Origin of the sequence: Mycetocola zhadangensis, assembly GCF_003668565.1 — a bacterium.
Lineage (GTDB): Bacteria > Actinomycetota > Actinomycetes > Actinomycetales > Microbacteriaceae > Mycetocola_A > Mycetocola_A zhadangensis.
The window spans coordinates 103,603-128,250 of record NZ_RCWJ01000001.1; the positions used below are offsets into that span (position 1 = coordinate 103,603).

Annotated in this window: 29 protein-coding genes; 27 read left to right on the forward strand and 2 right to left on the reverse strand. The window is 63.2% G+C overall.

Translation table 11 applies throughout. From position 1 onward, the window contains the following. The first annotated feature begins 1 nt into the window (after nucleotide 1). The 8 genes from rplR to D9V28_RS00515 all read left to right on the forward strand — a co-directional run bounded on the left by rplR (nucleotide 2) and on the right by D9V28_RS00515 (nucleotide 5,769). Nucleotides 2-361, forward strand: coding sequence for a 50S ribosomal protein L18 (gene rplR / locus D9V28_RS00480; RefSeq protein ID WP_121657777.1), 360 nt, complete (start codon nucleotides 2-4; stop codon nucleotides 359-361). Continuing rightward, entirely contained in the window at nucleotides 358-1,074 is a 717-nt protein-coding gene (gene rpsE, locus D9V28_RS00485; RefSeq protein ID WP_371869980.1) for a 30S ribosomal protein S5, read from the forward strand. Before rplR ends, rpsE begins: the two co-directional genes overlap by 4 nt. After that, the gene (gene rpmD / locus D9V28_RS00490) at nucleotides 1,074-1,256 is read left to right on the forward strand and encodes a 50S ribosomal protein L30 (protein ID WP_121657778.1); all 183 of its coding nucleotides are present in this window, start codon (nucleotides 1,074-1,076) and stop codon (nucleotides 1,254-1,256) included. Before rpsE ends, rpmD begins: the two co-directional genes overlap by 1 nt. Further along, complete coding sequence (rplO, locus tag D9V28_RS00495; protein WP_121657779.1) at nucleotides 1,256-1,924, forward strand: 50S ribosomal protein L15; 669 nt, start codon at nucleotides 1,256-1,258, stop codon at nucleotides 1,922-1,924. The genes rpmD and rplO overlap by 1 nt, the downstream gene beginning before the upstream one ends. A 160-nt stretch (nucleotides 1,925-2,084) precedes the next feature. Next, nucleotides 2,085-3,407: a preprotein translocase subunit SecY gene (secY, locus tag D9V28_RS00500; RefSeq protein ID WP_121657780.1), complete on the forward strand. Its 1,323-nt coding sequence runs from the start codon at nucleotides 2,085-2,087 to the stop codon at nucleotides 3,405-3,407. Continuing rightward, nucleotides 3,404-3,991 (forward strand): adenylate kinase, encoded by a 588-nt coding sequence (locus D9V28_RS00505; protein ID WP_121657781.1) that lies wholly within the window; start codon nucleotides 3,404-3,406, stop codon nucleotides 3,989-3,991. Before secY ends, D9V28_RS00505 begins: the two co-directional genes overlap by 4 nt. Before the next feature lie 39 nt (nucleotides 3,992-4,030). Then, the gene (gene map / locus D9V28_RS00510) at nucleotides 4,031-4,858 is read left to right on the forward strand and encodes a type I methionyl aminopeptidase (protein ID WP_121657782.1); all 828 of its coding nucleotides are present in this window, start codon (nucleotides 4,031-4,033) and stop codon (nucleotides 4,856-4,858) included. A 32-nt stretch (nucleotides 4,859-4,890) separates the two neighbouring features. Next, nucleotides 4,891-5,769, forward strand: a complete 879-nt coding sequence (locus tag D9V28_RS00515; RefSeq protein WP_121657783.1) for an aminodeoxychorismate lyase — start codon at nucleotides 4,891-4,893, stop codon at nucleotides 5,767-5,769. A gap of 6 nt (nucleotides 5,770-5,775) precedes the next feature. Here D9V28_RS00515 and D9V28_RS00520 read toward each other — a convergent pair whose 3' ends face one another. Continuing rightward, a complete protein-coding gene (locus D9V28_RS00520) occupies nucleotides 5,776-7,692 on the reverse strand; it encodes a BglG family transcription antiterminator (RefSeq protein WP_121657784.1) in 1,917 nt (638 codons plus the stop codon). Nucleotides 7,693-7,921: 229 nt separating this feature from the next. On the opposite strand from D9V28_RS00520, the gene D9V28_RS16005 reads away from it, so the two are divergent. The 16 genes from D9V28_RS16005 to glmM all read left to right on the forward strand — a co-directional run bounded on the left by D9V28_RS16005 (nucleotide 7,922) and on the right by glmM (nucleotide 20,218). Continuing rightward, entirely contained in the window at nucleotides 7,922-8,281 is a 360-nt protein-coding gene (locus tag D9V28_RS16005) for a PTS sugar transporter subunit IIB (protein ID WP_183086381.1), read from the forward strand. Then, nucleotides 8,274-8,540 carry an HPr family phosphocarrier protein gene (locus tag D9V28_RS00530; protein WP_121657785.1) on the forward strand — a complete coding sequence of 89 codons (267 nt, stop codon included), beginning with the start codon at nucleotides 8,274-8,276 and terminating at the stop codon, nucleotides 8,538-8,540. The genes D9V28_RS16005 and D9V28_RS00530 overlap by 8 nt, the downstream gene beginning before the upstream one ends. A gap of 27 nt (nucleotides 8,541-8,567) precedes the next feature. Then, entirely contained in the window at nucleotides 8,568-10,262 is a 1,695-nt protein-coding gene (gene ptsP, locus D9V28_RS00535; protein WP_121657786.1) for a phosphoenolpyruvate--protein phosphotransferase, read from the forward strand. Then, entirely contained in the window at nucleotides 10,259-11,842 is a 1,584-nt protein-coding gene (locus D9V28_RS00540) for a PTS mannitol transporter subunit IIBC (RefSeq protein WP_121657787.1), read from the forward strand. Before ptsP ends, D9V28_RS00540 begins: the two co-directional genes overlap by 4 nt. Next, entirely contained in the window at nucleotides 11,839-12,279 is a 441-nt protein-coding gene (locus D9V28_RS00545) for a PTS mannitol transporter subunit IIA (RefSeq protein ID WP_121657788.1), read from the forward strand. The genes D9V28_RS00540 and D9V28_RS00545 overlap by 4 nt, the downstream gene beginning before the upstream one ends. Next, on the forward strand, nucleotides 12,276-13,421 hold the full coding sequence (locus D9V28_RS00550) for a mannitol-1-phosphate 5-dehydrogenase (RefSeq protein WP_121657789.1): 1,146 nt from the start codon (nucleotides 12,276-12,278) through the stop codon (nucleotides 13,419-13,421). Before D9V28_RS00545 ends, D9V28_RS00550 begins: the two co-directional genes overlap by 4 nt. Before the next feature lie 149 nt (nucleotides 13,422-13,570). Then, a complete protein-coding gene (gene infA, locus D9V28_RS00555) occupies nucleotides 13,571-13,792 on the forward strand; it encodes a translation initiation factor IF-1 (protein WP_121657790.1) in 222 nt (73 codons plus the stop codon). A gap of 96 nt (nucleotides 13,793-13,888) precedes the next feature. Then, nucleotides 13,889-14,002 (forward strand): 50S ribosomal protein L36, encoded by a 114-nt coding sequence (gene rpmJ, locus D9V28_RS00560; protein WP_021759549.1) that lies wholly within the window; start codon nucleotides 13,889-13,891, stop codon nucleotides 14,000-14,002. A gap of 154 nt (nucleotides 14,003-14,156) precedes the next feature. After that, nucleotides 14,157-14,531, forward strand: coding sequence for a 30S ribosomal protein S13 (gene rpsM / locus D9V28_RS00565; protein ID WP_108391749.1), 375 nt, complete (start codon nucleotides 14,157-14,159; stop codon nucleotides 14,529-14,531). Between the two features lie 44 nt (nucleotides 14,532-14,575). Next, nucleotides 14,576-14,974, forward strand: coding sequence for a 30S ribosomal protein S11 (gene rpsK, locus D9V28_RS00570; protein WP_108391748.1), 399 nt, complete (start codon nucleotides 14,576-14,578; stop codon nucleotides 14,972-14,974). Nucleotides 14,975-15,103: 129 nt separating this feature from the next. Beyond that, nucleotides 15,104-16,096, forward strand: a complete 993-nt coding sequence (locus D9V28_RS00575; protein WP_121657791.1) for a DNA-directed RNA polymerase subunit alpha — start codon at nucleotides 15,104-15,106, stop codon at nucleotides 16,094-16,096. A gap of 47 nt (nucleotides 16,097-16,143) precedes the next feature. Continuing rightward, nucleotides 16,144-16,674, forward strand: coding sequence for a 50S ribosomal protein L17 (gene rplQ, locus D9V28_RS00580; RefSeq protein WP_121657792.1), 531 nt, complete (start codon nucleotides 16,144-16,146; stop codon nucleotides 16,672-16,674). Nucleotides 16,675-16,804: 130 nt separating this feature from the next. Next, a complete protein-coding gene (gene truA, locus D9V28_RS00585; RefSeq protein ID WP_121657793.1) occupies nucleotides 16,805-17,731 on the forward strand; it encodes a tRNA pseudouridine(38-40) synthase TruA in 927 nt (308 codons plus the stop codon). A 135-nt stretch (nucleotides 17,732-17,866) separates the two neighbouring features. After that, nucleotides 17,867-18,313, forward strand: a complete 447-nt coding sequence (gene rplM / locus D9V28_RS00590; RefSeq protein ID WP_121657794.1) for a 50S ribosomal protein L13 — start codon at nucleotides 17,867-17,869, stop codon at nucleotides 18,311-18,313. A 30-nt stretch (nucleotides 18,314-18,343) separates the two neighbouring features. Next, nucleotides 18,344-18,829 carry a 30S ribosomal protein S9 gene (gene rpsI / locus D9V28_RS00595; protein WP_121657795.1) on the forward strand — a complete coding sequence of 162 codons (486 nt, stop codon included), beginning with the start codon at nucleotides 18,344-18,346 and terminating at the stop codon, nucleotides 18,827-18,829. A gap of 27 nt (nucleotides 18,830-18,856) precedes the next feature. After that, on the forward strand, nucleotides 18,857-20,218 hold the full coding sequence (glmM, locus tag D9V28_RS00600; protein WP_121657796.1) for a phosphoglucosamine mutase: 1,362 nt from the start codon (nucleotides 18,857-18,859) through the stop codon (nucleotides 20,216-20,218). Between the two features lie 33 nt (nucleotides 20,219-20,251). On the opposite strand, the gene coaA is transcribed toward glmM, so the two are convergent. Then, nucleotides 20,252-21,208, reverse strand: a complete 957-nt coding sequence (coaA, locus tag D9V28_RS00605) for a type I pantothenate kinase (RefSeq protein WP_121657797.1) — start codon at nucleotides 21,206-21,208, stop codon at nucleotides 20,252-20,254. 35 nt (nucleotides 21,209-21,243) lie between these two features. Between coaA and glmS the strand changes: the two genes are divergently transcribed. From glmS to alr, 3 genes are read left to right on the forward strand one after another with little or no spacing between them, the layout of a single operon-like run. Continuing rightward, entirely contained in the window at nucleotides 21,244-23,094 is a 1,851-nt protein-coding gene (glmS, locus tag D9V28_RS00610; protein ID WP_121657798.1) for a glutamine--fructose-6-phosphate transaminase (isomerizing), read from the forward strand. Between the two features lie 33 nt (nucleotides 23,095-23,127). Further along, nucleotides 23,128-23,517: a holo-ACP synthase gene (locus D9V28_RS00615; RefSeq protein ID WP_121657799.1), complete on the forward strand. Its 390-nt coding sequence runs from the start codon at nucleotides 23,128-23,130 to the stop codon at nucleotides 23,515-23,517. Beyond that, nucleotides 23,514-24,626, forward strand: a complete 1,113-nt coding sequence (alr, locus tag D9V28_RS00620; RefSeq protein WP_121657800.1) for an alanine racemase — start codon at nucleotides 23,514-23,516, stop codon at nucleotides 24,624-24,626. The genes D9V28_RS00615 and alr overlap by 4 nt, the downstream gene beginning before the upstream one ends. Nucleotides 24,627-24,648 lie beyond the last annotated feature (22 nt).

Sequence of the window (24,648 nt, forward strand, 5' to 3'; positions counted from 1 at the left end):
CATGGCCGTAAAGTCCAAGTCGGCTGCCCGTGACCGTCGTCACGCGCGCCTCCGTAAGAAGATCGAGGGAACAGCGGTTCGTCCGCGCCTCGTCGTGACCCGTTCGGCTCGTCACGTATTCGTGCAGGTCGTTGATGACAGCAAGGGCTTCACCCTCGCATCGGCATCGACCCTCGAAGCTGACCTCCGTACCTTTGACGGTGACAAGACCGCCAAGGCCAAGAAGGTCGGTGAACTCGTTGCAGAGCGTGCGAAGAGCGCCGGTATCGAAGAAGTCGTTTTTGACCGCGGTGGTAACCGTTACGCGGGTCGCGTTGCGGCAATCGCTGAAGGTGCTCGAGAGGGTGGGTTGAACCTGTGAGTGATGTACAGAAGACCGAAGTTGCGGCTGCTGCAGAACTGCCAGCCGTTGAGAAGCCGGTCGAAACCGCTGCTGGAACCGAGAGCTCGGGTCGCACCGACTCACGTGACAGCCGCCGTGGTGGACGCGGAGAGCGCAATCAGGGCCGCGAGCGTAACAGCCGCGACGCTGACAAGAACCAGTTCCTCGAGCGCGTTGTCACCATCAACCGCGTTTCCAAGGTCGTCAAGGGTGGTCGTCGCTTCAGCTTCACCGCACTCGTCGTCGTCGGAGACGGTAACGGCATGGTCGGCGTCGGCTACGGCAAGGCTCGCGAAGTGCCTCTCGCCATCTCCAAGGGTGTTGAGGAAGCGAAGAAGAACTTCTTCCGCGTTCCTCGCGTCGGCTCGTCCATCCCGCACCCCGTCCAGGGTGAGGCAGCCGCAGGTGTTGTTCTCCTGCGTCCGGCCGCTGCGGGTACCGGTGTTATCGCCGGTGGTCCTGTCCGCGCCGTCCTCGAGTGCGCAGGCATCCACGACGTTCTGAGCAAGTCACTCGGTTCGTCGAACACGATCAACATCGTTCACGCCACAGTTACGGCGCTGAAGATGCTCGAAGAGCCCCGCGCCGTTGCCGCACGCCGTGGCAAGGAGTACGACGAGATCGCTCCTGCCAAGCTGCTGCAGGTCGAGGCCCAGGCCGCTGCTAACGCAGCCGCAAAGGTAGGTGCGTAATGGCGTCATTGCGAATCACGCAGATCAAATCCAAAATTAGTGAGAAGCAGAACCAGCGCGACACACTGCGTAGCCTGGGACTGAGGCGCATTGGTGCTGTTGTTGTCCGTGAGGACAACTCGCAGAACCGTGGCTACGTCAACACTGTTGCTCACCTCGTCAAGGTTGAGGAGATCGACTAATGGCTGACAAGAACGACGTCACCGAGGAGACCACCAAAAAGGCTCCCGCGAAGAAGGCCGCTGCAAAGACGGCTGACACAAAGGCGCCCGCTGCAAAGAAGGCTCCCGCAAAGAAGGCTCCGGCCAAGGCGGCTTCCGCCAAGGCTGACTCCGCAGCCGCTGACGCCCCCGTGGCCAAGGCTCCTGCGAAGAAGGCCCCCGCCAAGAAGGCTGAGGAGTCCGCTCCTCGCCCGCAGGTGCTCAAGGTGCACCACCTTCGTCCCGCTGAGGGCTCGAAGAAGGAACGTACCCGTGTTGGTCGCGGTGAAGGCTCAAAGGGTAAGACTGCTGGCCGTGGTACCAAGGGCACCAAGGCACGCTACTCGGTTCGCCCCGGCTTCGCCGGTGGCCAGCTGCCGCTGCACATGCGTGCTCCGAAGCTGCGCGGGTTCAAGAACCCGTTCCGCGTCGAGTACCAGGTCGTCAACCTCGAGCGCCTCGCCGAGCTCTACCCGACGGGTGGCGACGTCACAATCGCCGACCTCGTCGCCAAGGGTGCCGTTCGCAAGAACGAGAAGGTCAAGGTCCTCGGAAACGGCGACATCGACGTGAAGCTGAACATTTCGGTTGACAAAGTCTCCGGATCAGCTGAGCAGAAGATCGTCGCTGCAGGCGGCTCTGTAAAGTAAAAAAAGAGACGCCGGTCGAGCGCTCGCACTAGCGAGTAGGTCACCGATTGTTCGACAGGCCCGGTAATCGAGTAGATTCGATTGCCGGGCCTGTTCGATACGGGGCCATCAACCGGCATTAAGAGCCGAAATTGTCGGTTCGAAAACCAGGAGGCCTTTTTTGTTTAGCGCCGTTGCGCGGATCTTCCGCACTCCAGACCTTCGACGGAAGATCGGGTTCACACTGGGCATCATCGCCCTGTACCGCCTCGGTTCGTTCGTTCCCGCACCGTTCGTCGACTTCGGCAACGTCCAGGCCTGCCTGGCGCAGAACCAGGGAACCTCCGGTCTCTACGAGCTCGTCAACCTCTTCTCAGGTGGCGCGCTTCTGCAGCTGTCGATCTTCGCGCTGGGAATCATGCCGTACATCACGGCCTCGATCATCGTGCAGCTGCTGCGCGTGGTGATCCCTCACTTTGAGACGCTCCACAAGGAGGGTCAGTCCGGCCAGGGCAAGCTCACCCAGTACACCCGGTACCTCACCATCTTCCTCGGCATCCTGCAGTCGACGACGCTCATCACCGTTGCCCGCTCCGGCGCGCTGTTCGGTACGAACGCGAGCGCCGAGTGCAGCCAGCTGCTGACGAACGACACCTGGTACGCCGTTCTGCTTATGGTCGTCACCATGACAGCAGGAACCGGCCTCATCATGTGGTTCGGCGAAATGATCACCGAGCGCGGCGTCGGCAACGGCATGTCGTTGCTCATCTTCACGTCCATCGCAGCCACCTTCCCGAGCTCGCTCGGCGCCATCTGGGCCGCAAAGGGCTTCGAGACGTTCCTCCTCGTTCTGGCCGTCGGTGTCGTCATCATGATGCTCGTGGTCTTCGTTGAACAGTCGCAGAGACGCATTCCTGTTCAGTACGCGAAGCGCATGGTCGGCAGGCGGACCTACGGCGGGAATAACACGTACATCCCGATCAAGGTCAACATGGCCGGTGTCGTGCCCGTTATCTTCGCCTCGTCCCTCCTGTACCTGCCCGCACTCATCGCGCAGTTCAACACTCCAGCCGCAGGTGAAGAGCCGGCCGCCTGGGTCACCTGGGTAACCAGCTACCTCGTTCAGGGCGATCACCCGCTGTACATGGCGCTGTACTTCCTGCTCATCGTTGGCTTCACCTACTTCTACGTCGCGATCACCTTCAACCCTGAAGAGGTCGCAGACAACATGAAGAAGTACGGCGGGTTCATCCCCGGTATTCGTGCAGGTCGACCGACCGCTGAGTACCTCGACTACGTGCTCACCCGAGTCACGCTGCCCGGTTCGGTATACCTCGGACTCGTCGCGTTGATTCCGCTCATCGCTCTCGCCCTGGTCGGAGCGAACGCCAACTTCCCGTTCGGTGGCGCGTCCATCCTGATCATCGTCGGTGTCGGCCTTGAGACGGTCAAGCAAATCGACTCGCAGCTGCAACAGCGGAACTACGAAGGGCTGCTCCGATGACCCGCCTTTTGATCGTCGGTCCGCCCGGCGCAGGTAAAGGAACCCAGGCGGCGATCATCGCTGACACGTTCGGCATTCCGGCCATCTCGACCGGTGACATCTTCCGCGCGAACATCAAGGAAGAAACCGAACTTGGTCTCAAGATTCAGGAGATCGTGTCCTCGGGCGGATACGTTCCCGACTCGCTAACCAACGAGATCGTTCGCGATCGTCTCCAGCAGCAGGACGCTGTCGATGGCTTTCTCCTCGACGGATACCCGCGGACTGTCGACCAGGTGTCAGAGCTTGACTCGATCCTCGCCGAGACCGGCGCTGAACTCGACGCCGTCGTTCGTCTGGTCGCTGACCCAGACGAGGTCGTCGCCCGCCTGCTCAAGCGGGCTTCAGAGCAGGGCCGCGCTGACGACACCGAAGAAGTCATCCGTCACCGTCAGGACGTGTACCTCGACCAGACCGAGCCCGTGATCGCCGCATACGCCGAACGCGGACTCGTTGTTGACGTCGACGGGCTTGGCGCGGTCGACGATGTCGCCGCGCGCGTGCGGGACGCTCTCGCTGCCCGCGGAATCACCGTCGCCGTCTGACGTCCTCGCTCACGCGACGAACTACAAGAAATACAACACATGCTGCGCAAGTCCATCTATAAATCACCCGCCCAGCTTCGCCTGATGGTGGAGCCAGGACTCGCAACAGCAGCATCCCTCGTCGCTGCGCGCAAGGCCATCGCGGTCGGGGCCTCAACGCTTGAGGTCGACGCTGCGGCTGAAGCGGCCATCGTCGCGCTCGGCGGACAGCCGAACTTCAAACTCGAGCAGGGCTACCACCACACCATCTGCGCTTCCGTGAATGAGGAGGTCGTTCACGGCATCCCCACCTCTCGTGCGCTCCAGCCAGGCGACATCCTCTCGGTCGACAGCGGTGCCATCCTCGGCGGCTGGAACGGCGACGCCGCGATCAGCGTCGTGCTGCCCGACCCGACACGTCCGGAGCTCGTCGCCGAGCGTCAGAAGCTTTCGGACGTCACCGAAGGGTCGATGTGGGCAGGCATCGCCCGCCTGGCCCGCGCGAGCCACCTCAACGAGGTCGGCGAAGCCGTGCAGGAGTACGTCGAGAAGCACGGCACGTACGGAATCCTCACGGACTACGTCGGCCACGGAATCGGTCGCTCCATGCACGAAGCACCTCCCGTGTTCAACTACCGGGTGCGCCAGAAAGGCCCCGAGGTGAAGCCGGGGCTCGTCGTCGCGATTGAACCGATGGTTGTTCTCGGCGGCATCGACACTCACATTCGTGACGATGACTGGACGGTCGCGACAGACGATGGTCTCGCCGCCGCGCACTGGGAGCACAGCGTCGCCGTGCACAAGGACGGCATCTGGGTGCTGACAGCCGAAGATGGCGGAGCCGCTGGACTCGCCCCATTCGGCGTGAAGCCCACACCCATCGCCTGAGCCGGCCGGTCGACCGCGCTAGTGTCTTTCCCATGACCTCGCTCGTGCTGCTTCTCGACCCGCTTCCTGCCGACACGACCCCGACGCACGTCGAACTCGAGTCGACGATGCGTTTCGTTGCGGCGAACGAACCGATCCTCACCGCCCTCGACGCCGGTGCCGGGCGCGGCGACGGCATCTTCGAGACCCTCGGAGCGCATGACGGGCAGGTTCGCGGCGTCGACGCGCATCTCCAGCGCCTCGCCGCCTCGGCCGAGAAACTCGATCTGCCCGCACCGCATTCCGACCAGTGGCGCTCCGCCATCGTCCGGGTGATGGCCGAACTTCCCAGCGACGGGCAGGCCTCGATCCGGCTCACCATCACCAGGGGAACCGACGCGGCTGGGCCTACCTGCTGGGTAACAGGTACGGCGATCACCGCCGAGTTTCCCGAGCGCACCGCCGGCGTCCGCGTCGTCACCCTGAGCCGCGGCTACGCCAACGACGTGGGGGAATCCTCACCGTGGTTGCTCGTCGGCGCGAAAACGCTGTCTTACGCGATCAACATGGCTGCTCTCCGGGAGGCGAAACGTCGCGGAGCCGACGACGTCGTCTTCACCTCCACGGACGGCTTCGCCCTCGAAGGGCCGACCTCCTCCCTCCTGGTGCGGAAGGGCAACACCATCAGCACCCCGGCCATCCAGTTCGGCATCCTTGCCGGCACCACCCAGGCCGACCTCTTCGGCTTCCTCGAGGGCGAGGGCTTCACCTGTGACTATCGCAAAATCAAAGTCGAAGAATTACACCAAGCGGATGCCATTTGGCTGGTTTCAAGCGTGCGTCTCGCCATTCCGGTGACCGAGGTTGACGGACAAACGATCTCGACCGACCTGGGCCTGACCGGCCGGATGAACGCGGCGCTGCTGTCCTGAGTCCGGTCAGGAATCCATGGTGTGCACGAGCTCATCGATAAACGCGGGGAAGCTCGTCGACCTTCGGATGATGCGCTGCACATCCTGACGTTCCGAAAACACTTCGACGAACTGGTCGAAGACCCGCTGGAAGCTCGCGCGCCCCGCCTCGCTAAACGCGATGAGCGCGACCACGTTCACCCGGTTGTCGCCCCAGGGCATGCTGGACTCGTTCACGGCGATGGCGATGGAGGTGCTCGTTGCGGTCATGGCCATTGCGTGCGGAACCGCCAGGGAATCGGTGAACGCGGTTGACGACATCCGTTCGCGTTCGATTGCACCCTCGATGTAACTGTCATCGATCACGCCGCGCTCACGCATCAGCTCGCCGAGAGCACGGATCATCGACTCCTCGTCTTTCGCGTGGGCGTTGCGAAGGAAGAGCGCTCCGTCGAAGTACTTGAGCACCTCATCCTTGATGAGGGCACGACGTCGTACCCGTTTGAGCCGTGCGATCGCCTGCCGCACCCGGTCGGCGTCGGTGTCGGTGAAGAACGGCTGCACGGTGAGGATGGTTTCGGACGGCACCGGCGGCTCGATGGTCGTCAGCACGAGGTCGGCGTCGAGGTCCGCCCACACCACGTCGCTGCGCGTGACAACCTTGACCACCTCAAGGGCGTCACCGAGCAACACCATGACGCGGTCGCGCAGCATGAGGTGCATGTCGTAGTAGTTCGGGCAGACAATTACGCAGCGCATCAGTTCATCGCTGCGCACCTGCTGCTGCAGGTGAGCGCCGACGTGCATGGCGATGTAGGCGATCTCGTCGTCGTTGATCTCGATCGAACCCTGCCGCTGCAGCTGGCTGGCGATGAACACGGCGAGCTCATAGATCATCGGGTACGACGTCTTGATGCTGCGCGCCAGCGGGTTGCGCGAGTAGGAGTGATCCTGGGCGCGGCGGAGGAGGTTCTGCACGTGCAGGGTGAGCCGGGTGATGAAGTCCTCATCGCTGAGGTCGACCAGGTACTCCTTGCCAGCCGAAAGCACTATCGAGCGCACTGTCTCAAGGTCCGACGAGTCGAGGTAGTCGGGGCGTGCCCCAGACCCGTCTGCTGGGCCGGGCGCCGCAACGCCGCGGGTGGCGAGGAGGTAGGCCAGGTATTCGACATCTGCCGCGCCCAGGCGGGTGTCGAGGTGGGTCTCGATCAGGTCGCCGAGACGACGGGTGAGTTCTGTGGATGCGAGGTGCGGCTCGGTGCCGACCTCTGGCACCAGCCGGTCCTTCGAGACACGATCGACGGCGATCGCGACGTGCAGAAGCACATTGTCGATGCCGTAGTCGTTGAGCAGGTAGCCGAGGTCGGTGAGCATCGACAGCAGTGCCGTTTTGAACTCGCTCAGGCTGTGCGATGAGAACTCCCGCTGGATGGCCTCAAACTCGATCAGTCCGCGCTCGGTTTCGTCGCGGAACATCCTGCTGAGCAGGCGACGGCGGGCAAGCTCGGTGCCGCTCAGCGTCACGGTGCTGCCCGAACGAACGAGGGTCAGTTCGGCTTCCGACAGCAGCAGTCGCACCCGTGACAGGTCGGCCTCGAGTGTTGACTCCGAGACGTGCAGCGCCGATGCGAGATCAAAAACGTCAAGGCCGTCCGGGCTGTCGACGAGTCGGCGGACGATTCCGTAGAGCCGGTCGCGCGGCGTCTCGGTCGCCGGTTCACCAGCTCCCTGCCGAAATTCGGCCCACGCGTCAGGCGACAGGCGGTAGCCGTTCGGGCCAGCCGTGATCAGGTCGAGCCCCGCCGCGCGTTCCTTAAGCGCCAACACGTAATTGCGGATGCTCCGAGTCGTCACCCCGAGTGCATCTGCGAGTTCAGCTGCGGTCACCCAGTCGCCGGCGCGCGCCAAGTACGACCCAATGCGGTCTTGTCTCTCGCGTGTCACTTGCGCTCCCGTCGGACCCCGAGCTCACGGCCACCGGTTCCGACTCGTGTTGTCGTTACACCGAGTCAATCATCTTCCGCCGGTTTCCGCGGGACTTCCCCGGCAGGTTTCCTACCGGGCGGAAGAGAACATGTTGGCGCAGGCTGACAAGTGCAGACAGAGTAGTGAGGCTGGGCATTCCCCGGCACAGAACCACAGCAACGGCACCAAGTCTTTCGGAGGCGGATCAATGAGGATCCTCGTGGTATGCGGCGCGGGAGCGTCAAGCACGTTCGTGGCCCAGCGTGTGCGCACAGCCGCGAAAAGCCGCGCCATCGATGTCTCAGCCCAGGCATGCCCACTCAGTGGGCTCGACTCTCAAATTGCCGGAGCCGACGTGGTTCTCGTCGGGACACACCTCACAACGCAACTGGATGGCATCCGTTCGCTCGCGCGTGGATTTGGCGTTGCCGTCGTCGCGATGCCAGCCTCAGTCTTCTCGTCGCCTCGAGGCGATGAAGCCCTCGACCTCGCTCTCACTGCTGCCGGAGCAGGGGTCGCTCGAGGGGAAACACACCGGCACGCGACGGAGGACACATTTCATGGCTGAACGAACTGTTCGAATCGGATCATCACACGGCCTTCACGCTCGCCCAGCCAAGCTGTTCACGCAGGCTGCTGCGGCGTCAGGCGCGAAGGTCACCCTGGCGAAGGGCAGCGGCAAACCGGTGAACGCCTCAAGCATCCTCGGTGTGATCTCACTCGGTGTCGACTTCGGAGACTACGTCACGCTGACCGCTGACGGTGACAACGCAGACGCTGTACTCGACCAGCTCGTCGAACTGCTCGTGACCGACCATGACGAATAACAGCACTCAGCGCCGAGGAGGGCACTCATGAGCGACACAGCAACCCACAGCACGCTGACCGGAACTGGCATCGGACAGGGCGTCGTCGTCGGCGTCGTCGCACGCATGTCCGATCCGCTTCCCGAGCCACAGGACACCCCGAGCAGCCGCACGGTCGACGAAGAAACCGAGCGCGCACGGGCGTCGCTCAGCGTCGTCGCACGAGACCTCGAAGCCAGAGGCAAGACCGCGGGTGGAACAGCCGCCGACGTGCTCGAAGCGCAGGCCATGATGGCCGAGGACCCGATGCTCTCCGAGATCATCGACGAGAGCCTCGCTCGAGGCACCACAGCCGAGCGCGCCGTGTTCGAGGCGTTCGCCAGCTTCCGTGACCAGCTTGCCGCCATGGGCGGATACCTGGGGGAGCGCGCAGCCGACCTCGACGACGTCTCGCAGCGGGTGATCGCCAACCTGAGTGGTGTTGCCGCTCCAGGCGTGCCAAACCCCGATCACCCGTTCGTGCTCGTCGCCCGCGACCTGGCGCCGGCCGACACGGCGATGCTCGACCTCGACAAGGTGCTCGGCCTCGTCACCAGTGACGGCGGCCCAACCTCCCACACCGCCATCCTGGCGCGCGAGAAGTCGATCGTCGCTGTTGTTGGTGTGACGGATGCTGCGACGCTCGCAGACGGGACGACTGTCGTTGTCGACGCGGCGGCAGGCACCGTGACGGCGGCTCCGAGCGACGACCAGGTCGCCGACGCCGAGCGCCGCATCGCCGAGCGCGAAGCGGCAGCGGTCGCACCGGTCACTCCGGGCGCACTCGCGGACGGCACAGCGGTTCCACTGCTCGCCAACCTCGGCTCATCGGCTGGCGCCCAGGCCGCAGCTGACGCCGGAGCGGAGGGTGTTGGGCTCTTCCGCACCGAGTTCCTGTTCCTCGACGCCGGCGGATCGGCTCCGACCGTCGAACAGCAGCGTGAGCACTACACCCGACTGCTGCAGGCATTCCCCGGCAAGAAGGTTGTCGTGCGTGTGCTCGACGCCGGTGCTGACAAGCCACTGCCGTTCCTCAACGACGCGCACGAGGAAAACCCCGCACTCGGGCTTCGCGGACTGCGCGCTCTTCGGGCAAGCGAAGACATCCTGCGTGAACAGCTCACAGCGCTCGCCGACGCCGATAAAGCCACCGAGGCTGACCTGTGGGTGATGGCACCGATGGTGTCGACCGTTGAGGAGACCAGGTACTTTGTCGAGATCGCCCGCGAGTACGGCATCAAAACGGCCGGCGTCATGGTCGAAGTGCCGTCGCTTGCGCTGCTTGCACCCCAGGTGCTCGCCGCGAGCGACTTCGCGTCGATCGGAACCAACGACCTCACCCAGTACACTCTCGCGGCCGACCGCATGCTCGGATCCGTCGCTGCCCTGCAGGACCCGTGGCACCCAGCCGTCCTCCGACTCGTCGGTGAAGTGGGAGCTGCAGGCGCCGCAACCGGAAAGCCGGTCGGAATCTGTGGTGAAGCCGCAGCTGATCCACTGCTCGCCGTTGTCCTCGTCGGCCTCGGCGCAACCACCCTGTCCATGTCCACCCCCGCGCTCGTCGACGTACGAGCGTCCCTCCTGAAATACACCATCGACGAGGCACGACAGCTCGCCGAGATCGCCCTGGCTGCCGACGGAGCAGCTGAATCCCGAGCAGCGGTTGCCGCCGCTGCCCTCACCCTGAAAGAGGCTCAATCATGACAACGACGACGACGTCGACCACGACAAAACCCGGGGGTGCCCGCGTCCGCGTCCAGCGGTTCGGCACGTTCCTCTCCGGGATGGTGATGCCCAACATCGCAGCGTTCATCGCCTGGGGCCTCATCACCGCATTCTTCATCGCGACCGGCTGGCTGCCCAACGGCATCCTCGGCGGGTTCGGCGACGCCGATGCCATCGGCTGGCAGGGTGCTGCAACAGCGCTCGCCCAGACCGATGACGGCGCAACATTCCAGCAGTACGTCGGACTCGTCAGTCCGATGATCACCTACCTGCTTCCTCTCCTCATCGCCAACACCGGCGGACGCATGATCTACGGTGAGCGCGGTGGTGTTGTCGGAACAATTGCAACCATGGGTGTCATCGTCGGATCCTCGATCCCGATGTTCATCGGCGCCATGATCATGGGCCCGCTCGCTGCATGGCTGATGAAGAAGATCGACGCTCTCTGGGAAGGCAAGATCAAGGCCGGCTTCGAGATGCTCGTGAACAACTTCTCGGCAGGTATCCTTGGCGCGATCCTCGCGATCGTCGCCTTCTTCGGTATTGCACCGATCATCACGACCCTGAGCTCCTGGCTCGAGGGTGCCGTGAACTGGCTGGTCAGCCTTTCGCTGCTTCCTCTCGTGAGCATCTTCGTTGAACCAGGCAAGATCCTCTTCCTCAACAACGCGATCAACCACGGTGTCTTCACTCCGCTCGGAGTGCAGCAGGTGGAGGAGAGCGGCAAGAGCATCCTGTTCCTCCTCGAGTCGAACCCCGGCCCCGGCCTCGGTATCCTGCTCGCATACTCGTTCTTTGGGCTCGGCATCGCCAAGGCGAGTGCTCCAGGCGCGATCATCATCCAGTTCTTCGGTGGCATCCACGAGATCTACTTCCCGTACGTGCTGATGAAGCCGATCCTCGTCCTCGCGGCGATCGCTGGAGGTATGACCGGTGTTGCCGTCAACGTGCTCTTCCAGAGCGGACTGCGCGCACCGGCCTCGCCAGGCAGCATCATCGCCATCATCATCCAGACGCCGTTGCCGAGCATGGTCGGCGTGATCCTCTCCGTGCTCGCTGCAGCAGCTGTGTCGTTCGCCATCGCGGCGGTCCTCCTCCGTGCCTCTCGCAAGCGTGACCTCGCCTCGGGCAACGCCGGCGACATGAGTGCTGCTGTCGCAGCAACTCAGGCCAACAAGGGCAAGGAAAGCTCGGTGCTCGGCGGCCTCGTCGCCGAGGGGACAACAGACACCGGTTCGGCAACGGGTACCGCAACGGCAACCCTCGTGAAGAACATCGTCTTCGCCTGCGACGCCGGAATGGGCTCAAGCGCCATGGGAGCATCGGTTCTCCGCAACAAGATTAAGAAAGCCGGCGTCACCGACGTGAAGGTGACCAACCAGTCCATCGCCAACCTCACCGGCGACGCTGACCTGGTCATCACCCACCAGGACCTCACCGAACGGGCCCGTGACAAGTCACCGAACTCGCAGCACATCTCGGTGGACAACTTCATGAACAGCCCGAAATACGATGAAGTGGTCGAACTCGTCAAGCGCAACCAGGGGGTAACCGAATGACAGACAACATCCTCACGCCCGAGAACGTCGTAGCCGCTGGCTCAGCGACCACGAAGGACGAGGCGATCCGCGAGGCGGGCGCGCTGCTCGTCGCCGCGGGTGCCGTGAAGCCCGAATACGTCGACGCGATGCTCGAACGCGAAGCTTCGGTGTCGACCTACATGGGCAACTTCCTGGCCATCCCGCACGGCACGAACGAAGCAAAGGACGCGATCACGCGGTCGGCGCTCTCTCTGGTGCGCTACGACAAGGCCATCGACTGGGACGGCGAAGAGGTTCGGTTCGCGGTCGGCATTGCCGGCCTGAACAACGAGCACCTCGAGATCCTCTCGAAGATCGCCATCGTGTTCTCAGATGAGGACGAGGTCGCCAAACTCATTCACGCCGCAGACGCGAACGAACTGTTCGCCCTGCTCGAGGAGGTCAACGCAGAATGAAAGCAGTTCACTTCGGCGCAGGCAACATCGGACGAGGATTCGTCGGTTTGTTGCTCCACGACGCCGGTTATGAAGTTGTCTTCGCCGACGTGAACGCGGAGCTCATCGACGCGCTAAACGCATCGCCGAGCTATGAGGTGCACGAGGTCGGTGACGGTGGGGGAGTCCGCACCGTCACCGGCTACCGTGCCGTCAACAGCGCGACGAGCGAGAACGAGCTCATCGCCGAAATCCAGACGGCCGACGTCGTCACGACCGCCGTCGGCCCGAACATCCTCAGGTTCGTGGCCCCGGTGATCGCACGGGCACTCGCCCTTCGCGACTCCGGTCTCGCACCGCTCGCCGTGATGGCCTGCGAGAACGCCATCAACGCCACCGACCTGCTGAAGACCGAGGTTCAGGCGAGCGTCGGGCCCGACGAGTGGGACGCGCTCACGGCTCGAGCGGTCTTCGCCAACACCGCTGTCGACCGCATCGTGCCTGGCCAGGACCCGGCAGCTGGCATCGACGTCACCGTCGAGACCTTCTATGAGTGGGTAATCGAGTCCACTCCGTTCGGCGACGCCCGCCCCGAGATCCCCGGCGCCACCTTTGTCGACGCCCTCGGCCCGTACATCGAGCGCAAGCTCTTCACGGTGAACACGGGCCACGCGACAGCGGCGTACTACGGCTTCGCGGCCGGCATCGACAAGATCTCCGACGTGCTGCAGAACACCGAGGCAACGGATGCTGTCCGCCACGTTCTCGAGGAGACCTCCAGTCTCCTCGTGGCCAAGCACGGCATCGATGCCGAGGTGCAGCGCGCGTATCGGGAGAAGATTCTCACCCGCTTCGCTAACCCACACCTGCCGGACACTGTCCAGCGGGTGGGGCGCCAGCCGCTTCGGAAGCTCAGCCGCGACGAGCGGTTCATCGGCCCGGCAGCGCAGCTTGCCGAGCGCGGCCTTGGCCACGCAGCCCTCGTGGACGCCATGGGCAAAGCCCTGCAATTCGACGTGGCCGATGACGAGCAGTCGACCGAGATGCGGGCCATGCTGGCCGATCTCAGCCCGACCGAATTCGTTGAGCGGGTCACGGGACTTGCACCGGAGCATCCGCTCTTCGAAGAACTTGTCACTGTCGTCTCCGCCCGATCGAACTAGGGCAGGCGCCAGTTGGCGAAAAGGCGATAAATACCATAAGATTGTCTGTTGGTGCTTTGTGCACGCTTCTGGCGTGTCATCCACAAGGACTTAGATGCACCAAAATCCACCGCACGACCAGTGCAACTATTTTTAGCGACAGTGAGGCTATGGCCAAAAAAGACGGTGTCATTGAGATCGAAGGCGCAATTGTCGAAGCTCTGCCCAACGCGATGTTCCGCGTTGAGCTGACCAACGGCCACCGCGTTCTTGCCACGATTAGCGGCAAGATGCGCCAGCACTACATCCGCATCCTCCCCGAGGACCGCGTCATCGTAGAGCTAAGCCCCTACGATCTGACCCGCGGCCGGATCGTTTACCGCTACAAGTAAGGCGCACTGTAAGTAACGGCCGCGTTGCGCCCGTTCGTACACTCCTGTGTTCGAAACGAGCGAACTCGGTACGACGACAGCGAGAGAGAGAAATTCATGAAGGTCAAGCCAAGCGTCAAGAAGATTTGCGACAAGTGCAAGGTCATCCGTCGCAACGGACGCGTCATGGTCATCTGCGAGAACCCGCGCCACAAGCAGCGCCAGGGCTAATTCTCCGCTCGTCGGAGAACACGCAGTACCAGCACAACGCAGCATTCGCTGCACAATATCGGCAGTTCCAGATCTCATTCGAGGGACACCTCGGGTCGGAGGCCCGGGCACAGGAACTGCTCCACACCTCCACTAACTCCTAGGAGAAGCCACCATGGCACGTCTCGCCGGCGTAGACATTCCTCGCGATAAGCGCGTGGAAATCGCACTGACGTACATTTACGGTGTTGGACGCACGAGGGCTCTGAAGACCCTCGTCGACACCGGCATCAGCGGAGACATCCGCGTGAAGGATCTCAGCGACGACCAGTTGGTCCTGCTGCGTGACTACATCGAAGGCAACTACAAGGTAGAGGGTGACCTCCGCCGTGAAGTTCAGGCCGACATTCGCCGCAAGGTTGAGATCGGTAGCTACGAGGGCATCCGTCACCGTCGCGGCCTGCCCGTTCGTGGACAGCGCACCAAGACCAACGCTCGTACCCGTAAGGGCCCGAAGCGCACAGTTGCCGGCAAGAAGAAGGCTCGCTAGGCCCCGGCCTTCGAGCTCTTCGCCGAAAGATTTAGGAGATATTCATGGCTGCACCCAAAACGGCTGCCCGCAAGCCGCGTAAAAAAGAGAAGAAGAACATTGCTGTGGGCCAGGCCCACATCAAGTCGACCTTCAACAACACGATCGTTTCGATCACCGACCCGACCGGCGCTGTCATCAGCTGGGCTTCGTCAGGTGGAGTTGGCTTCAAGGGTTCGCGTAAGTCGACCCCGTTCGCCGCTCAGCTTGCTGCAGAGTCCGCTGCCCGCCAGGCACAGGAACACGGCATGAAGAAGGTTGACGTCTTCGTCAAGGGACCCGGTTCAGGCCGCGAGACCGCGATCCGTTCACTTCAGGCCGCTGGCCTCGAGGTCGGTTCGATCAACGATGTCACCCCGCAGGCGCACAACGGTTGTCGCCCGCCGAAGCGTCGCCGCGTTTAAGCACTTTCGATTCTTGACGATTGAGCGGCGCCGGATCTCTGGTGCTGCTCAATCGTCGGCTCGGACACAACTTCATACCTCGTCATTGCAAGTGTCATATAGCGGACACTTAGCCGAAAGGAACACATAGTGCTTATTGCACAGCGCCCAACGCTCACCGAAGAGAACATCTCAGAGTTCCGCAGCCGGTTCGTGATTGAGCCCCTGGAGCCTGGCTTCGGTTACACCCTCGGTAACTCGCTTCGCCGTACCCTGCTGTCCTCCATCCCGGGCGCTGCTGTAACCAGCATCCGCATCGACGGTGTGCTTCACGAGTTCAGCACCATCCCCGGTGTCAAGGAAGATGCAACCGAAATCATCCTGAACATCAAGGGTCTCGTTGTCTCAAGCGAGCACGATGAGCCGATCACCGCTTACCTCCGTAAGACCGGTGCAGGTCAGGTCACCGCCGCAGACATCTCGGCTCCGGCCGGTGTCGAGGTCCACAACCCGGAACTCGTCATCGCAACGCTGAACGACAAGGCGAAGTTCGAACTCGAACTCACCATCGAGCGTGGCCGTGGCTATGTGTCAGCGACGCAGAACCGCAACGAGTTCTCCGAAGCCGGCCAGATCCCCGTCGACTCGATCTACTCGCCCGTTCTCAAGGTCACCTACCGCGTCGAGGCAACTCGTGCCGGTGAGCGCACCGACTTCGACCGCCTGGTCGTCGATGTCGAGACGAAGCCGGCCATCACGCCGCGCGACGCCATCGCATCCGCCGGTAAGACCCTCGTTGAACTGTTCGGCCTCGCTCGCGAGCTGAACAACGCAGCAGAGGGCATCGAGATCGGCCCGGCACCGGTTGACGCCGTTCTGCCCGGCGAGCTCTCGATTCCGATCGAAGACCTCGACCTGTCGGTTCGTTCCTACAACTGCCTCAAGCGCGAAGGCATCAACACGGTCTCCGAGCTTGTTGCTCTGAGCGAGACTCAGTTGATGAACATCCGCAACTTCGGACAGAAGTCGGTTGACGAGGTTCGCGACAAGCTCGTGGAAATGGGCCTTTCGCTCAAGGATTCGGTTCCCGGATTCGACGGCGCCCACTTCTACTCGGGCTACGACGACGAGACAAGCAACTAAGGCTCGTCCCCGGACGCCCTTTCATTTTTTGATACTGGAGATACAACATGCCTACGCCCACTAAAGGCCCCCGCCTCGGAGGCGGCCCAGCGCACGAGCGTTTGATGCTCGCCAACCTGGCCGCTGCCCTGTTCACGCACAAGAGCATCAAGACCACCGAGACGAAGGCCAAGCGCCTCCGCCCGGTCGCCGAGCGGCTCATCACGTTCGCAAAGCGGGGCGACCTGCACTCACGTCGTCGCGTCATGCGCACGATCGGTGACACCTCGGTTGTTCACGAGCTCTTCACCGAGATTGCTCCGCTCGTCGCAGAGCGCGAGGGTGGATACACCCGCATCACGAAGCTCGGCTTCCGTAAGGGCGACAACGCCTCGATGGTGCAGATCGAGCTCGTTCTCGAGCCCGTCACCCCCAAGGTGAAGAAGTCGAAGCCCGCAGCGGCTGAGACTCCTGTCGTCGCAGAAGAGACCGCTCCTGAGGTTGAGGCTGAAGAGCCCGCAACCGAGGCCGCTCCCGAGGCAGAGGCTGTTGAAGCCGAGGCTGAGGTCGTCGAAGCTGAAAAGACCGACGAGAAGTAGCATCCGTTTCGTTCGAAGCCCCCGCCATCTTTTGATGGCGGGGGCTTCGTCGTTGGCGCATTCGATGTCAGGTGACGGGTGGCGGTTCAGCCCGCCGAGCGCCTCCCGGGAAGCCCGATAAACTTTCGAGGTGGACCCCGCCCCAACCAGCACCAGATTTCGGCTCGACATCGCCTATGACGGCACCCACTTCGCCGGCTGGGCAAAACAACCAGGGCTGCGAACCGTCCAGGGTGTGCTTGAAGACGCCATCACCACGATTCTTGGCAAGCACGGTGATCGCATTCTCGTTGCCGTCGCCGGGCGCACGGACACGGGCGTCCACGCAACGGGCCAGGTCGCCCACCTCGACCTCGACGAAGACCGTGCCGCGCGGGTTCGCCGCGGCAGGCCAGCAAAGGATGGCCTGCACCCGACCGGGAGCGCCCTGCGGCGCAAAGTAAACGGCGTGCTCGGGCAGTACCCGGATGTCCTCATCACGAATGCTCGGCCGGCCGCGCCAGGGTTCGACGCCCGTTTCTCCGCGATCTGGCGCCGCTACGAGTATCGAATCAGCGACAGCATCTCGTTTCGCAACCCGCTTGAACGCGCGCAGACCGTGTGGCACCCCTCACCGCTCGACGTCGACAGAATGAACGCCGCCGCTGAGTCCCTCGTCGGCCTGCACGACTTCGCAACGTACTGCCGGCCCAGGGAGGGCAGGACCACGATTCGAACCCTGCAGCGCTTCGGCTGGACCCGGGACTCCGAAGGTGTACTCGTTGCTGACGTCCGCGCCGACGCGTTCTGCCACAGCATGGTTCGCGCGCTCGTCGGCGTCTGTGTTGCCGTGGGGGAGGGCAAGCTCGAAGTCGCCGATGCCGAGCGGCTGCGCGCCGAAGTGACTCGCTCCAACGAGTTCGCCGTGATGCCAGCGCGCGGCCTGACCCTCGCCGAGGTCGGCTACCCAAACGACGCCCTGCTTGGCCAGCGCGCGGCGCTCACACGTCAGCGACGATCGCTCGACGACGGGCGTGATCCTTTCGCTGAGTTTGACGACGATGATGAGGCCGGGTAAGGTTGCTCCTTGGTGTCCACACTCCCTGCAGTGCGGCACCCGAAGTTGAGCCCTCCACCTGCGGCGTTCTAATCAGAACTCCCAACGGAGCGGGATTCACGACCAACCAACTTACGACAAGAAAGCAGCACTACTGTGACGCGCACTTATTCCCCCAAGGTCTCTGAGATCCAGCGTGACTGGTTCATCATTGACGCCACCGACATTGTGCTCGGCCGTCTGGCCAGCCAGGTCGCCATCCTCCTCCGTGGAAAGCACAAGGCCACCTTTGTGAACCACATGGACACCGGTGACTTCGTCATCATCATCAACGCCGACAAGGTTGCCCTCACCGGCCAGAAGCTCCTCCAGAAGAAGGCATACCGCCACTCGGGTTACCCGGGCGGAATCAAGGCTGTCACCTACGCCGAGCTGCTCGAGAAGAACCCGACCCGCGCGGTGGAGAAGGCTGTTCGCGGCATGCTCCCCAAGAACTCCCTCGGCGCCGCCCAGCTGCGCAAGCTGAAGGTATACACCGGTAACGAGCACCCCCACGCTGCACAGCAGCCTAAGACGTTCACCCTCGACCAGGTCGCCCAGTAAGCGCCCGGAATAGAAATAAGGATTCCTACAGTGGCGAAGATCGCAGATTCCATTTCAGAGACCCCGGAGAGCTTCTCCACCGAGACGCCGGCCGAGGCAGCCCCCAAGGCAGCACGCCCCGCATTGAGCGTCCCAGGTGCAGCAGTCGGCCGTCGCAAGCAGGCCATCGCCCGCGTGCGCCTCGTCCCCGGCACCGGCACAATCACGGTCAACGGCCGTGAGCTCGCCGAGTACTTCCCGAACAAGCTGCACCAGCAGCTCATCAACGACCCGTTCACCATCCTCGACCTGGCTGGCGGCTACGACGTCATCGCTCGCATCTCCGGCGGAGGCCCCTCGGGCCAGGCCGGTGCACTGCGCCTCGGTATCGCTCGTGCGCTCAACCAGATCGACGAAGAGAACAACCGTGCAACCCTGAAGAAGGCCGGCTTCCTCTCCCGTGACGCTCGCGTCAAGGAGCGCAAGAAGGCTGGTCTCAAGAAGGCTCGTAAGGCACCTCAGTTCTCGAAGCGCTAATCGCGCCTCGGATCCGGACTGCTTTTTATGCCTCGTCTGTTTGGTACTGATGGTGTTCGCGGCCTCGCGAACAAGGACCTGACGGCAGACCTCGCTCTCGGCCTTGCCCAAGCCACCGCTGTGGTGCTTGGGCAGGGCCGAAGTGCTGAGGCCCGTCGTGCCGCAGGTAAGAGGCCTGTCGCCGTGCTCGCACGCGACCCCCGTATTTCCGGCGAGTTCCTGTCAGCGGCTGTTGCCGCCGGTCTCGCTTCATCCGGTGTCGATGTTCTCGACGCCGGCGTCATTCCGACTCCAGCCGCCGCGTTCCTCATCGCGGACATCGACGCCGACTTCGGCGTGATGATCTCCGCGAGCCACAACCCGGCCCCTGACAACGGAATCAAAATCTTTGCGCGTGGGGGCACGAAACTCCCCGACGCCGTCGAAGCGCGAATCGAAGAGCACCTCGACGAACCGAACTGGGCTCCGACAGGAGCCGACGTCGGCCGTATTCGCCGCTTCGCCGACGCAGAAGACCGCTACGTTTTGCACCTGCTTGGCAGCTTGCCGCACCGGCTCGACGGCATTCACGTCGTCCTCGACTGCGCTCACGGCGCAGCCGCTGGAGTGTCGCCTGAGGTCTTCCGCGACGCTGGCGCCCGTGTCACCGTGATCGGAAACGATCCGGACGGCATGAACATCAACGACGGTGTCGGATCGACCCACCTTGACCTCCTGGCTAAGGCCGTGCTCGAGCACAAGGCAGATATCGGCATCGCCCACGACGGCGACGCGGACCGCTGCCTCGCCGTTGACGCAGCAGGCAAGATCATTGATGGCGATCAGATCATGGCGATCCTCGCGGTGTCGATGAAAGAACGCGGACACCTGACAGACAACACGCTCGTGGCCACAGTGATGAGCAACCTCGGCTTGCGCATGGCCATGGAGAGTCATGGCATCTCGATGGTTCACACCAAGGTCGGCGACCGATACGTCCTCGAAGCGATGGACGGCGGCAAGTTCGCCCTGGGCGGCGAGCAGTCCGGTCACGTCATCATGAGCGAGTTCGCGACGACGGGCGACGGCATCCTCACCGGGCTTCACCTTGCCAGCGAGATGGCCCGCACAGGGAAGACCGCTGCTGAACTTGCCAGTGTGATGACCGTGTACCCCCAGATCCTCGTGAACGTGCGCGATGTTGACCGCGAGGGAATCCACAAGGACGATGTCCTCGCTGAAGCCGTTCGTACCGCTGAGGCGGAACTCGGCGACACCGGTCGTGTTCTGCTTCGGCCAAGCGGCACAGAGCAGCTCGTTCGAGTCATGGTTGAGGCAGCTGACCAGACAACGGCGGACCGGCTTGCACACCAGATCGCTGACGTCGTCCGGGTCCAGCTCGCTGTCTAAGGCGTTCGTGGTTCAACCCCGGCCGCCGCAGGTTTACACCTTGCGGAGCAAAACCGAACTGACCTGATGGTTGGACGCCTTACGCAGGACGAGCTTCGCGCGTGCTTTGGTGGGGCGGATGTTGTTGATCAGGTTCGGTTCGTTCACTTCGCGCCAGAAGTATCGGGCTTTTTCGCGCGCCTCATCATCGGTGAGGTCGGCGTACACGTTGAAGAACGAATTCGGATTCGTGAACGCGCCACGCTGCAGCGCCATGAAGCGTTCCTCGTACCAGGACGCAATGTCGCTCGTGCGGGCGTCGACGAAGATACTGAAGTCGAACAGGTCAGCGACCGTCAAACGGTGCCCGTTTCCGGCGGGCTGCAGCACGTTGAGGCCTTCAACGATGAGCACGTCAGGGCGGCGGACCACCACCTGGGCATCGGAGACGATGTCGTATTTGAGATGGGAGTAGAACGGCGCCCGTACCTCCGGCGCCCCGCTCTTCACCGCACTGACAAACCGAAGCAGCGCGCGCCGGTCGTACGCCTCGGGGAAGCCTTTGCGCTCCATGATGCCGCGACGCTTCAGCTCCGCGTTCGGGTACAGAAAGCCGTCTGTGGTGATGAGCTCAACCCGAGGGGTATCAGGCCACCGCGACATCAGCTCACGGAGAAGGCGGGCGACCGTCGACTTGCCGACGGCGACAGACCCCGCAACGCCAATGACAAACGGCGTCTGCTCCGTTGACTCACCGAGAAACGCCATCGTCGAGTCATGCAACCGTTTCGCCGCGGCAACGTACAGGCTCAGCAACCGACTGATCGGCAGGTAGACCTCGGCGACCTCGGTCATATCGAGTCGGTCGCCCAGGCCGCGCAGCTGCACAATCTCGGAGAGGGTCAGCGGAGATTGGGTCGTCGGCGCGAGTCGCGCCCAGTCCGACCGGTCGATCTCAACAAACGGTGTGTTCTGGGTGCCGTTGTGGTGGGCGTCTCCGTGGTCAGACATAAGGTTCCCAGTCTATTGCCGCTATTCTTGAGCCCATGTGTGGAATCGTGGGATACGTAGGACTCAATGACAGCATCGATGTACTTCTGGGTGGATTGAGCCGACTCGAATACCGCGGTTACGACTCCGCTGGCGTCGCCGTCATCGACGAAACCGGCACCATCCGCACCCGCAAGCGTGCTGGCAAGCTGGCCGTTCTCGCCGGAGATCTGAAGTCAGGAGCGATGGAGACCAGCCACACCGGCATCGGTCACACCCGCTGGGCTACCCACGGTGCTCCCACCGACGGAAACGCGCACCCGCACCTCGGCGACGACGGCAAGTTGGCGCTCATCCACAACGGGATTATCGAGAACTTCTCACCGCTCAAGCAGGAACTCCTCGATGAGGGCTTCGCCTTCGAAAGCGAAACCGACTCCGAGGTCGCCGCCGTGCTGCTCGGCCGTGAATACCGCAAAACGAACAACCTCCGCGAAGCGTTCCAGAACGTGGTCGCCCGTCTCGACGGCGCATTCACGCTCCTCGCCGTGCACGAGAACGAGCCGGGCCTTGTTGTCGGCGCCCGCCGTAACTCGCCGCTGGTCATCGGTCTGGGTGACGGCGAAAACTTCCTGGCCTCCGACGTCGCCGCGTTCGTCGAGTACACGCAGAATGCCCTCGCCATCGGCCAGGACCAGATCGTCTCCATCACCCCCGACAAGGTCGAGGTGACCGACTTCTTCGGCGCACCTGTTGAGGTCGAGCCGTTCGAAATCCAGTGGGACGCCAGCGCCGCAGACAAGGGCGGATGGCCCAGCTTTATGGCCAAGGAAATTTCCGAAGAACCGGATGCTGTCGCCAACACCCTGCGCGGGCGCATTGATGCAGACGGCCAGGTGGTCATCCCGGAACTCAACGGTCTCGATGAGCTGTTCGTTGACATCAACCGCGTTGTCGTCATCGCCTGCGGAACCGCCGCGTACGCGGGCCAGACCGCGAAATACGCCCTCGAGAAGTGGGCCGGGATCCCGGTCGACGTCGAACTCAGCCACGAGTTCCGCTACCGCGAACCAGTCATCACGCCACAGACACTCGTCGTCTCGATCAGCCAGTCCGGCGAGACCATGGACACTCTCATGGCCGTGAAGTACGCCAGCGAGAAGGGCGCGAAAACGCTCTCCATCTGCAACACCCAGGGCGCAACCATTCCCCGCGAATCCGACGCCGTTGTGTACACCCACGCCGGACCCGAGGTCGCTGTTGCATCGACGAAGGCATTCGTCGCTCAGATCACGGCGCTCTACCTGTTTGCCCTGCACCTCGCCCGCGTGCGCGGCACGCAGTCGGCGGAGGTCCTCGCCGAGCAGTCTGCCGAGCTTCTCGCTGTTCCCGCCAAAATCGCGACCATTCTCGAAGAGAGTGGCGTCGTCGAAGAGCTGGCTCGCTGGATGAGCGACTCCCGTGCCGTCCTGTTCCTCGGCCGTCACGTCGGCTTCCCGATCGCACTTGAGGGTGCGCTCAAGCTCAAGGAACTCGCGTACATTCACGCCGAGGGCTTCGCGGCCGGTGAGCTCAAGCACGGTCCGATCGCCCTGATCGAACCGGGCCAGCCCGTCTTCGTGGTCGTCCCGAGCCCACGCGGCTCGGCAATGCTGCACTCCAAGGTTGTCTCCAACATCCAGGAGATCCGGGCTCGCGGCGCGAAGATCATCGCGATCGCTGAAGAGGGCGACGCCGCGGTTCTTCCGTTCGCAGACACCGTCATTCGCATCCCGCTGGCCGCACCGCTTTTCGAGCCGCTCCTCGCCGTGATTCCACTGCAGATTTTTGCTATGGAACTTGCGATCGCGAAGGGGCTCGACGTCGACCAGCCACGCAACCTCGCCAAATCAGTCACCGTCGAATAGCCCGCGGTCGCTATTCGGCCGGAAAGGACCAGCGTGATCGTCGGAATCGGCGTCGACCTTGTCGATCTTGCCCGTTTCGAACGGGCCGTCGATCGCACTCCGAAACTGCGCGACCGCCTCTTCGCTGAGAGCGAACGCGACAAGCCGCTGCGGTCGCTCGCCGGTCGGTTTGCCGCTAAGGAAGCGTTGATCAAGGCGCTCGGCAGCTCAGACGGCGTGCACTGGCTCGACATCACCGTGTCCAACAGTGCCGAGGGTGACCCTCGGTTTGAGCTCTCCGGTGAAACGGCTACGGTGGTCGCCACTCGCGGCATCACAAGCCTGCACCTGTCGATGAGTCACGACGCGGGGGCAGCTATCGCCTTCGTGGTCGCCGAACGCGGCGATGAGGCTCGGGCAACACAGAGCGAGGAGAGCGCATGAGCGGGTTCCGCGAAGCGATCATCGACACCGATGCGATGACCCATAACATCCGTCACCTTGCACGAATTGTGAAGGTCGACCACATCATCGCAGTGGTGAAGGCTGACGGCTACGGACACGGCGCGGTACCGGCCGCCCGCGCCGCACTGGCCGGTGGGGCCGACTGGCTTGCAACTGCCGACCTCGATGAGGCTCTCGCGCTCCGTGACGCTGGGATCACCGCGCCGCTTCTCTGCTGGTTGCACGCACCCGACACGGACTTCCGGCCGGCTCGCGAGCGCGGCATCGACATCGGCGTCTCCTCCCTGAACCAGTTGAACGCGGTGATGGATGCAGGTGGCGACACCCAGGCGCAGGTGCACCTCAAACTCGAAACCGGGCTCTCACGCAACGGCATCGACGCTGCAGAGTGGCAGGCCACTTTCGCACGCGCGGCTGAGCTCGAACGCGAGGGGCACATCCACGTACGCGGGATCTTCTCGCACCTGTCCAACACTTCCGACGCCGATGACCTCGCCGCGGCGACCGAGTTCGCCGCGGGTGTTCGCCTGGCTGAGGAGAACGGACTGCGGCCCGAACTGGTGCACCTGGCGGCAACCGCAGCGGCCATCCGGCTGCCGCAGACCCGGTTCAACACGGTTCGGATCGGCATTGGGCTCTACGGCTTGTCGCCGTTCGATGACGCTGACTCCTCCGACCTCGGCCTGGTGCCGGCCATGACACTGCGCGCTTCGGTCGCTGCCGTCCGTCGCGTGCCGGCCGGTAAGGGCGTTTCGTATAGCTACACCTACCGCACGACCGAAGAGAGCACTCTCGCACTGGTTCCACTCGGTTACGCCGACGGCATTCCCCGCCAGGCATCCAGCGCGGGCCCTGTGACCATCGGAGGACAGCGACACACGGTTGCTGGCCGCATCGCCATGGACCAGTTCGTCGTCGACGTTGGAAACTCGGCGACGGCACCTGGCGACGACGTCGTGATCTTCGGCGATCCGAGTACAGGGGTGCCGAGTGCCACCGAGTGGGCCAACGCCGCGGGAACCATCAACTACGAGGTCGTCACCCGCATCGGCGCACGCGTGCCCCGCGTCTATCGGACGAACTCGTGATCGCGCTGCCGTTCGACGAGCC

Bases quoted from the DNA above. Each gene is read 5' to 3' on its own strand.
- D9V28_RS00505 (WP_121657781.1), top strand. From the start codon at position 3,404: ATGACCCGCCTTTTGATCGTCGGTCCGCCCGGCGCAGGTAAAGGAACC.
- map (WP_121657782.1), top strand. From the start codon at position 4,031: ATGCTGCGCAAGTCCATCTATAAATCACCCGCCCAGCTTCGCCTGATG.
- rplQ (WP_121657792.1), top strand. From the start codon at position 16,144: ATGCCTACGCCCACTAAAGGCCCCCGCCTCGGAGGCGGCCCAGCGCAC.
- glmM (WP_121657796.1), top strand. From the start codon at position 18,857: ATGCCTCGTCTGTTTGGTACTGATGGTGTTCGCGGCCTCGCGAACAAG.
- rpsM (WP_108391749.1), top strand. From the start codon at position 14,157: ATGGCACGTCTCGCCGGCGTAGACATTCCTCGCGATAAGCGCGTGGAA.
- D9V28_RS16005 (WP_183086381.1), top strand. From the start codon at position 7,922: ATGAGGATCCTCGTGGTATGCGGCGCGGGAGCGTCAAGCACGTTCGTG.
- D9V28_RS00545 (WP_121657788.1), top strand. From the start codon at position 11,839: ATGACAGACAACATCCTCACGCCCGAGAACGTCGTAGCCGCTGGCTCA.
- D9V28_RS00540 (WP_121657787.1), top strand. From the start codon at position 10,259: ATGACAACGACGACGACGTCGACCACGACAAAACCCGGGGGTGCCCGC.
- coaA (WP_121657797.1), bottom strand. From the start codon at position 21,208: ATGTCTGACCACGGAGACGCCCACCACAACGGCACCCAGAACACACCG.
- rplO (WP_121657779.1), top strand. From the start codon at position 1,256: ATGGCTGACAAGAACGACGTCACCGAGGAGACCACCAAAAAGGCTCCC.
- D9V28_RS00550 (WP_121657789.1), top strand. From the start codon at position 12,276: ATGAAAGCAGTTCACTTCGGCGCAGGCAACATCGGACGAGGATTCGTC.
- ptsP (WP_121657786.1), top strand. From the start codon at position 8,568: ATGAGCGACACAGCAACCCACAGCACGCTGACCGGAACTGGCATCGGA.
- D9V28_RS00515 (WP_121657783.1), top strand. From the start codon at position 4,891: ATGACCTCGCTCGTGCTGCTTCTCGACCCGCTTCCTGCCGACACGACC.
- glmS (WP_121657798.1), top strand. From the start codon at position 21,244: ATGTGTGGAATCGTGGGATACGTAGGACTCAATGACAGCATCGATGTA.
- D9V28_RS00530 (WP_121657785.1), top strand. From the start codon at position 8,274: ATGGCTGAACGAACTGTTCGAATCGGATCATCACACGGCCTTCACGCT.
- rpmD (WP_121657778.1), top strand. From the start codon at position 1,074: ATGGCGTCATTGCGAATCACGCAGATCAAATCCAAAATTAGTGAGAAG.
- rpmJ (WP_021759549.1), top strand. From the start codon at position 13,889: ATGAAGGTCAAGCCAAGCGTCAAGAAGATTTGCGACAAGTGCAAGGTC.
- rplR (WP_121657777.1), top strand. From the start codon at position 2: ATGGCCGTAAAGTCCAAGTCGGCTGCCCGTGACCGTCGTCACGCGCGC.
- infA (WP_121657790.1), top strand. From the start codon at position 13,571: ATGGCCAAAAAAGACGGTGTCATTGAGATCGAAGGCGCAATTGTCGAA.
- alr (WP_121657800.1), top strand. From the start codon at position 23,514: ATGAGCGGGTTCCGCGAAGCGATCATCGACACCGATGCGATGACCCAT.
- rpsK (WP_108391748.1), top strand. From the start codon at position 14,576: ATGGCTGCACCCAAAACGGCTGCCCGCAAGCCGCGTAAAAAAGAGAAG.